We start from the raw sequence: 7,893 nt of genomic DNA, 5'->3' as shown, positions 1-7,893 counted from the left end.
AAACTTAAAGCTCTTGAAATATCGATAAAATCGGGATTTAAAAAGGATTTTTTAGCATAGATGGCTCCGGATGCTGGATTCGAACCAGCGACCAATCGGTTAACAGCCGACTACTCTACCGCTGAGCTAATCCGGAACGTTTTAAAAGAAGTTGTATTATAGGCAAAAAAACATCGTTTGTCAATAAATTTTACCTTAAATTTTTGGATATCAAAAAATTAGTAGAAAAAAAGAGTAAATTTTACCGCAAAATCACGCAAGTCGGTAAAATTTAGTCCCCGCCGCATTTACTATTTTTATCTTTCCACCAACCAAAAGCTCCAGTAAATTTTGCTTCGAACCTTCAGAAAAACTATTTATTACGTCATTTTCGCTTTGCGGGCGGCGTTTTACCAGCTCTAGCAGCCCCTCTTTGCTAAACTCAAGTTTTTCATCGCCGTATTTTGCCGATGCTATGACGCACGGCACGCCGGAAATTTGCTGCGCAAGCTCATATAGGAGCTCACGGCTCACGCCTTTTACCGGGTATGCGGGCGGTCGATCGATTGTACTTATATCCACGCGAGCGGGCAAAATTTGATTTATCGCCGCATTTAGCGCTTCAAATTCAGCTTTCGTGTCGTTTAATCCTTTTACGACCAGGATTTCAAGCACTAGCTCGCCTTTAAATTCTCGCCTAAATTTAGCCATCGTGGCCACCAGCTCGCCAACATCGATATTATCGCCCGAGCGGTCGATCCTAGCAAAGGTCTTTTGCACCGCGCTATCAAGGCTAAATTTGACGATATCAAGCCCCTTTAGCGCCTCGCAAATTTGAGGGTTAAGCACGCCTGAGCCGTTTGAGAGGATGAGAGTTTTGGCGGGACCTTTTATCAAATTTAGCTCGCTTACTAGCCGCGCCAGATCCGGGTAGAGCGTCGGTTCGCCGTTTGCCGTGAGCGTGATGACGTCGATATGCGGATGCACGGCAAGTGTGGCCTTCACCTCGGCGATTACTTGCTCTACGCTAGGCGAATTTTCTATCTCCGCGACGGGTTTTGCCGCCGTGAGTTCACAGTAAACGCAGTCAAAGTTACAGCACTTTTGCGCTGGCGATAGATCGACGCCCAGCGAAACGCCAAACCTGCGCGAGCTAACGGGACCAAATACGATTTGCATTGATTTTCCTAAATTTAAGATGTGCGATTATACTAAAAGCGAGGATAAATTTTATTAAAGCAGATAACAAGAAAAGTATTCAAATTTAATACGACCTGGTAGCAAATTTTAAAACGAGATTCATCTACCATACAAAAGCTTTTTAAAAGACATAAAGCAAAATTCGAAAATTTAGTTTCACTCAAATTTTGCTTTATGTTAACTTCAAAAATCATACATAAAGTCAAATTTGACGGTTCCTGCGCAAAATAAGAAACCGCCAAAATAACTTAAAATTTCTTACGTCTTACGTCTTCTACGATCGCCTTTGCCATACTGTCTACCTCGGCGGTTACGACGCTCGTATCGTTTGCGACCCTGACGTTTTGTTTGGTGAGCTCATCAACCTCGGCTACGCCTTGATTTATCATATTGATAGCTTCGCTTTGCTCCCTGATACTTTCACTCATCTCATTGATGCTTTGAGCTAGCACGTTTGCGTTGGCTTCGATTTCGCCGAGAGATTTTTGCGTACGTTCGGCTAGTTTGCGAACCTCATCAGCCACGACCGCAAAGCCTCTACCGTGTTCGCCTGCGCGCGCTGCTTCGATGGCTGCGTTAAGCGCTAGCAAGTTTGTCTGATCGGCGATATCGCGGATGATGACGATGATGTTTTTGATCTCCTCGCTTTGGCGCGTTACGTCTTCGGCCTTTTGGCTGATAGCGTTCATAGAGCTACTCATCTCCTCAACTGCCGCAGCGCTTTCTTGGAGAGAATTAGCCTGCGAATTAGCGCCTTGCGTGACTTGCTGCATCGAGCGAGCTAAAAACTCGGCCTTTTCTTCAAGCGTATGCGCCTGCTCTAAATTTGCCCTTAGCATACCGGCTATCTCTTCGCCTAAAGCATTGATACCGGCAGCTACTTTGCCTTCGTCGTCAAGCCTTTTTGTAAAATCCTGATTTTTAAAGCTTTCGAGCAAATTTAAGACCTCGTCGCCGCTTGTGGCTATGGCTTGTTTTAGCGCGACTTGTAGATCTTTAAATGTCTGTTTTAGCTGGCTAAGAGCCGGATTTGAGGTGTCGGCGTTTAGCTGGGCTACATAGTTGCCCCTGCCTATCTGCCCTACAAACGCGTTGGCCTCTTTTATGAAGCTATTTTGCTCGGCGAGATTTGCCTCGATTTGCCTGATATTTTCGTTTATTAGCGCACTCATCTGTCCGATCTCATCGCTTCCGCTGCGCTCTAACGTTTCGGCTTTGTCGGTTTTATTGTTTAAAAATTCGAAAAATCTCACAAGGCCGTTTTTAGTCTGATCAATACCTGAGATTAAATTTTTACCGATTATGATAGAAGCCAGCAACATCAAAAGCACGCACACGGCGATAACAATACCGCTAAATACGAGCTGTGCCGTCACTTCACTTTTTACCTGCGAGGCTGCATTTTTCATATCGCTTAATAGCTTTAGCTCTAGCTCCCTCATCGCATCTATAGATAGAGTTATTTTTGAGAACCAAGTCGCGGGGTCGTATGATATATCCTCGGTAGCGACTACGTTTTTGATGATGTTCATCGCATCATTAAAGTCCGCCTTTTTTCTAGCGATAGTATCAAATTCAGCGCTAAATTCTTTTGGATTGTAATCGTCGAAATCCTGCATAAATTTATTGATTACGCTATTTAGGGCGACTACTTTGTTGTAGTCTTCTTTGCTTATACTTTTTTTAGTAAAAACTCCGTTTAGCGTAGCGCGTAAGATACCAAACGATTCCTTTATCTCCCCGACGATAATAATGCGTTCTAAATCATCAACGAGGCTAGGCTCTAGTTTATCACTATACCCGTTTATAGCGATTACCTCTTTTCTTAGTATTTTAGTTATACGTCCGATTAGATTATCGCCGCTCCTTTGATCTACGCCCGAGCGAATGCTAGCTATCTCTGAAGCTATTTCGTTCTTTTCCGCAAGCTTCTCAAGCGCCGCATCCACGTTCTTGCGCTGAGCCACGAGTTTAGCATTATCTCCCCCGGCTAGCACTCCGGAGCTAAAACCGCGCTCTTTTTGCATCTCGTGAATGAAGTCGTTTTGATTTATGATCGTATCGACGATTCGCTCGCTGTAATCGGCTTTATCGCGAGTTTTGATAATACCGTTTAGCATATAGGCGCTAATGATACCAAGACCTATTAGTCCGACTAGAGCTATGACTAAAATTTTAAGTTTTATGCTCAGATTGTTCATCCTTCCTCCTTTATCTTGCGCTTTTTTCTTGCACTCGTTTTATAAAATACTTCGCGTTTTCCACCGGAATATCAGGCAAAATACCGTGTCCGAGATTAAAGATATGCGGCGCGTTTTTCATAGTCTGCAAAATTCGTTCCACACCCGCGTCAATCGCCTCTTTACTATAAAGGCGCGTAGGCTCTATATTTCCTTGAAGGACGTATTTTGGGCTTAGTTTTTCTTTAGCAAGCTCGATCGGCGTACTCCAATCCACGCCAAAAACCTCGAAATTCCCCGAAATTTTATCCAGATACCCGCTTATGCCTTTTGGAAAAACGATAACCGGAATTTGTGGGAATTCGGCCTTAAGCGCATCCACTATATCCATGATATATTTCCAACCGAACTCAAAATAAGCCTCATCCTCCAGCGCGGCCGCCCAGCTATCAAAAATTTGAACCGCGTTTACGCCGGCTTTTATCTGCTCTTTCATGTAGCCTATGAGCGCGGCCGTAACCTTGGCTAAAATTTGATGCATAAACTCAGGGTTTGAATATAAAAGCTTCTTGCTGACCGCATAGGTTTTCGTCCCGCCGCCCTCGATCATATACGTAGCTATCGTCCACGGCGCTCCGCAAAAGCCGATCAGAGCCTTATCATGTGCCAAATTTTCGCGCGTTAGCTTGATCGTATCGTATACGTAGTTTAAATTTTTGATTGATTTTTGGACGTCCAGCCTATCTAGATCCTCTCTCGTCTTGATAGGATCGCTAAATACAGGCCCCTCGCCTTGGACGAATTTAAGATCCATGCCCATCTCAAGGGGCACGACGAGTATATCGCTAAAAAGTATCGCCGCATCGACGCCTAAAATTTCAACCGGCTGGATCGTGACCTCGCTAGCTTTTTTATAATCTTTACAAAGCGATAAAAAATCTCCCGCCGCAGAGCGAACTCGCATGTACTCGGGTAGATACCGACCTGCCTGTCGCATCATCCAAACGGGCGTATAAGGCGTGGGTTTTTTTAAACAAGCGTCGATGAAAATCATATATTTCCTTTAAATTTTTACCGATTTTATCTAAATATTTATTAAATTCTAATCCGCCCACTTACTTTCGTCTAATTTTTTTTCATTTTTGGCCACAACTAGTGCGCCCAGCATATCTCCCGTCACGTTCATCGACGTGCGCCCCATGTCAAGGATCGCATCGATACCCAAAATTAGCGCATACGCTGCGGCTACCGCGCTTCCGCCCTCGACTTTTAGACCGACTGATTCAAGCACCATCAAAAGCATTATCGCACCCGCTCCGGGCACTCCGGCAGTTCCGACGGCGGCAAGGACGGCCGTTAGTATTATGGTCATTTTAGCCCCCGAGTCAAGCTCCACGCCTACGGCGTTAGCGATAAACATCGCGCAGATGCCAAGATATATGATCGTGCCGTTCATGTTTACGGTGGCGCCCACGGGAAGCGCAAAGCCGTAAATTTGCTTTGGGATACCCATATCTTCTTCGGCCGTTTTCATCGAGATAGGCAGCGTTCCGCCCGAGCTTCTGGTTACAAAAGCCGTCAGCATAGGCGGGCGAACTTTTTTTATAAATTTAAACGGATTGATTTTAACGATCAAGCAAATCAAGAAATAAACGACGAAAATTTGAGCCGCAAAGCCGATATACGCGCTAACCGTAACGCCCAAAAGCGGTCCGAAAGCCTTTACGCCTTGCTGAGAAAATACGATAAATATAAGCGCGAAAACGCCAAAAGGCGCGTACTCCATGATCCATCTTATGACGTAAAACATGATGTGGTTGATCCCGTCAAATACGTCGTAGATCAAATTTCCCAGCCTACTAAGCCTCTCGTCTTTGCTATCCTTTAAAAACGAAAGCGCGACGCCGAAAAATAAGCTAAAAGTTATGATTTGTAAAATTTCGCCCTTTGCAATAGCTTCAAAAGGGTTAGTGGGAAATAAATTTACGAGTATCGACGACATGCTAGGCGCATTTGCGGCTTTGCCGGCTACGTCGCCGCTGCCGGTTATATGTAGCCCTGCTCCCGGCTCCAAGATAAGCCCGACCGCAAGCCCTACTATGATAGCTAAAAACGACGTCAATATGTAAAAAATCAGCACCTTTGCCCCTACTCTGCCAAGATCGGAAGGCGAGATGGAGCTACAGCCCACGATCAGCGAAGCCATAACGATAGGCACGATGATCATCTTAAGAAGCCTTATAAATACGTCGCCAAAAGGCTTTAGGATAACTATCGCGTCCTTTGCGTCTTGAAAAATGATGCCGCAAACGGCGCCCAAAATAAGTCCGGCTAAAATTTTTAGAAGCAAATTCGCCTCGAAATATTTCTGAACTATTCCGCGTTTAGCGTTTGATTGCACGAAATCTCCTTTAAATTTAATCCGTGAATTATAAGTAAATTTTTCTTAAACTACAAACACTTCTGTTTTTTAAATTACGGATTAAATTTAAAGCGAGAAAAAATTAAAAGACGCAAATTTTAGTTTTTAGCCGCCAGCTCGTCTAGCAAATTTTGCAAATTTACGCCCGCCAAGCTATCAAACATCGCTTGCTGCGCGGAGCCAAATTTAGGCGTCAAAAGCGCCTCTATCCTGCCTCCTAGCGGACAAGGTGGCGGCGAGTTTTTGTGGATTTTAAAGATGTCGTTTCCGCCCTCGTTTACCGCCGAAAATATATCAAACAGCGTGATTTGATCAGGCTTTTTAGCTAGACTCGCCCCACCCGTACCCGCGCTTACGTTTATTAAATTTGCCGATTTTAAAAGCCTAATGATATTTCGCACGATGACGGGGTTCGTGCCGATCGTGCCGGCCAAAAACTCGCTCGTGTTTTTCTCGTCCTTAAAAAACTCGCAGCTAAGCAGGATATGTATAGCGATGGAAAATTTTTGTCCTATTTGCATAACCGGCCTTGGTTTAAATTTAAAACCGCACGTTAGTTTCGTGCGGCGTTATTTTAACTAAATTACGCAAAATTTTAAACTCACGCTCTCTCGCCGACTGCGGTAAAGCGCTTTTGCACGAAATTTCTATTTTTTAGCTCGTCGATTATCGCGATCGCAAGATCGGCATAGCTGATGTAGCTCTCGTTTTGCGAGTTTAGTATTAGATTATCGCCGCCAAGGACATATTTGCCCGTGTGAGCGCCCTGATCGTCGTATTCGCCGGCCGGGCTTACGTAAGTCCAAAGCACATCGATTCTGCCTTTTAGCTCGAAAAACGACTCCGCCGTAGCCTTTGCGACGCCCATGTACTCGGCAGGGAAGCTTGGCGTATCCATAACCATCGTCTGTTTGTCGTCCACGTATAGCGTACCTGCGCCGCCAACGACGAGCAGCCTCGTTTTGGTGCCGTCAAGCGCCTCTGCAAGGTGTTTTGCTACCTTTTTATGAAGCGGGAACGCTTCGGGCGTCCATGCCGCAAATGTGCTGATAACGGCGTCAAAGCCCTCTAAATCGGCTTTGCTAAGCTCAAAAATATCTTTGTGGACGACTTTTATATCGCTATTTTTATACTCTTTGTTTCGCACGATCGCCGTAACGTCGTAGCCTTGTTTTAGAGCCTCTTTTACTAAATTTACGCCTGTTTTGCCGTTTGCTCCGATGATTGCTACTTTCATTGTTTCTCCTTTAAATTTGATTTGTTTTTATTGCCGCGTAAATTTACAGCCAGCTTGGCTTTACATCCTCGTTCATCACGCCGTCGCCGTTAGTGTACTGCTCCAGGCTGCCGCGTTTGGTCTGGATACAGATAAACTTCATCCCCTGCGCGCCTGCCTTAAAGCACCTTTTGCCGTCCGGATCGATGCGGATCGCGTCGCCCTCGCCCACCGCCGTCTCCTCGCCGTCGATGAATAGCGTGCCGCCGCCTTTTAGCACCAAGTAAAGCTCCTCGTTTTGCTTGTGCGAATGCACGAAAGGCACGCTCGCGTTTGCCGGAAGCTCGTTGATAGAGAGCTCACAGCCGCTTAAGCCTAGAGCTTCTTTTAGCTCGACTCTCGGTTCGTTTTTCGTTGAAACGATCTTGTAGTTTGACATCTTTTTCTCCTTAGATTTTTTGTTGTAATGCTATAACTTACAACCGATGAGCGAAGTATAATAAAATTTTGTTGTAATGTCAATGGTTACAGCAAAAAATTCCACAAAATTTGACGCGAGTTTTAAAATCAGCTAGAATCCGCGCGATTTTAAACAAAGGAATTTTATGCAAAATAGCGCATTTAAGGCGTTTGCGATCAGCCTCGATGACGCACCGAGGCTAATAGAGGAGTTTAGTAAGCTAAAAGACATCGGCAAGCGCGTAGATGCCGGACTAGAAGGCGATATAGATAAAATTTAAGCGCCTTTTTTTAGGTATAATTTAACTAAAATTTGCCCAAAAGCGAGGTCAAAATGCATGAAAATCACGCCCACTGCGCGTATTCGCACGCGTTAAACAAGGTCGTTTTGAGAAATTCTTTCCTTATAATCTCCGCTTTTATGCTGATCGAGGTCG

8 protein-coding genes and 1 tRNA gene are annotated in these 7,893 nt (G+C 44.9%); 1 reads left to right on the top strand and 8 read right to left on the bottom strand.

Annotation, left to right across the window (positions count from 1 at the left end; translation table 11 throughout):
• Positions 1 to 61: 61 nt before the first annotated feature.
• From Q0386_RS01735 to Q0386_RS01700, 8 genes are all read right to left on the bottom strand, one after another.
• Positions 62 to 136 (bottom strand) — tRNA-Asn (locus Q0386_RS01735).
• Positions 137 to 252: 116 nt separating this feature from the next.
• Complete coding sequence (locus Q0386_RS01730) at positions 253 to 1,158, bottom strand: radical SAM protein (RefSeq protein WP_299026184.1); 906 nt, start codon at positions 1,156 to 1,158, stop codon at positions 253 to 255.
• Positions 1,159 to 1,427: 269 nt separating this feature from the next.
• On the bottom strand, positions 1,428 to 3,380 hold the full coding sequence (locus Q0386_RS01725) for a methyl-accepting chemotaxis protein (RefSeq protein ID WP_299026181.1): 1,953 nt from the start codon (positions 3,378 to 3,380) through the stop codon (positions 1,428 to 1,430).
• A gap of 10 nt (positions 3,381 to 3,390) precedes the next feature.
• The gene (hemE, locus tag Q0386_RS01720; protein WP_299026178.1) at positions 3,391 to 4,413 is read right to left on the bottom strand and encodes a uroporphyrinogen decarboxylase; all 1,023 of its coding nucleotides are present in this window, start codon (positions 4,411 to 4,413) and stop codon (positions 3,391 to 3,393) included.
• A 48-nt stretch (positions 4,414 to 4,461) separates the two neighbouring features.
• Positions 4,462 to 5,760: a dicarboxylate/amino acid:cation symporter gene (locus Q0386_RS01715; RefSeq protein ID WP_299026176.1), complete on the bottom strand. Its 1,299-nt coding sequence runs from the start codon at positions 5,758 to 5,760 to the stop codon at positions 4,462 to 4,464.
• Positions 5,761 to 5,879: 119 nt separating this feature from the next.
• Entirely contained in the window at positions 5,880 to 6,302 is a 423-nt protein-coding gene (locus tag Q0386_RS01710; protein ID WP_299026173.1) for an Rrf2 family transcriptional regulator, read from the bottom strand.
• 80 nt (positions 6,303 to 6,382) lie between these two features.
• The gene (locus Q0386_RS01705; RefSeq protein ID WP_299026171.1) at positions 6,383 to 7,018 is read right to left on the bottom strand and encodes an NAD(P)-dependent oxidoreductase; all 636 of its coding nucleotides are present in this window, start codon (positions 7,016 to 7,018) and stop codon (positions 6,383 to 6,385) included.
• A 43-nt stretch (positions 7,019 to 7,061) separates the two neighbouring features.
• Complete coding sequence (locus tag Q0386_RS01700; protein ID WP_299026168.1) at positions 7,062 to 7,436, bottom strand: cupin domain-containing protein; 375 nt, start codon at positions 7,434 to 7,436, stop codon at positions 7,062 to 7,064.
• A 166-nt stretch (positions 7,437 to 7,602) separates the two neighbouring features.
• Between Q0386_RS01700 and Q0386_RS01695 the strand changes: the two genes are divergently transcribed.
• A complete protein-coding gene (locus tag Q0386_RS01695) occupies positions 7,603 to 7,737 on the top strand; it encodes a hypothetical protein (RefSeq protein ID WP_299026165.1) in 135 nt (44 codons plus the stop codon).
• Positions 7,738 to 7,893 lie beyond the last annotated feature (156 nt).

It is taken from the genome of uncultured Campylobacter sp. (genome assembly GCF_938045625.1).
Taxonomy (GTDB): domain Bacteria; phylum Campylobacterota; class Campylobacteria; order Campylobacterales; family Campylobacteraceae; genus Campylobacter_A.
This window is presented reverse-complemented; position numbering and strand designations above follow the sequence as displayed.

Bases quoted from the DNA above. Each gene is read 5' to 3' on its own strand.
- Q0386_RS01730 (WP_299026184.1), bottom strand. From the start codon at position 1,158: ATGCAAATCGTATTTGGTCCCGTTAGCTCGCGCAGGTTTGGCGTTTCG.
- Q0386_RS01725 (WP_299026181.1), bottom strand. From the start codon at position 3,380: ATGAACAATCTGAGCATAAAACTTAAAATTTTAGTCATAGCTCTAGTC.
- hemE (WP_299026178.1), bottom strand. From the start codon at position 4,413: ATGATTTTCATCGACGCTTGTTTAAAAAAACCCACGCCTTATACGCCC.
- Q0386_RS01710 (WP_299026173.1), bottom strand. From the start codon at position 6,302: ATGCAAATAGGACAAAAATTTTCCATCGCTATACATATCCTGCTTAGC.
- Q0386_RS01705 (WP_299026171.1), bottom strand. From the start codon at position 7,018: ATGAAAGTAGCAATCATCGGAGCAAACGGCAAAACAGGCGTAAATTTA.
- Q0386_RS01700 (WP_299026168.1), bottom strand. From the start codon at position 7,436: ATGTCAAACTACAAGATCGTTTCAACGAAAAACGAACCGAGAGTCGAG.
- Q0386_RS01695 (WP_299026165.1), top strand. From the start codon at position 7,603: ATGCAAAATAGCGCATTTAAGGCGTTTGCGATCAGCCTCGATGACGCA.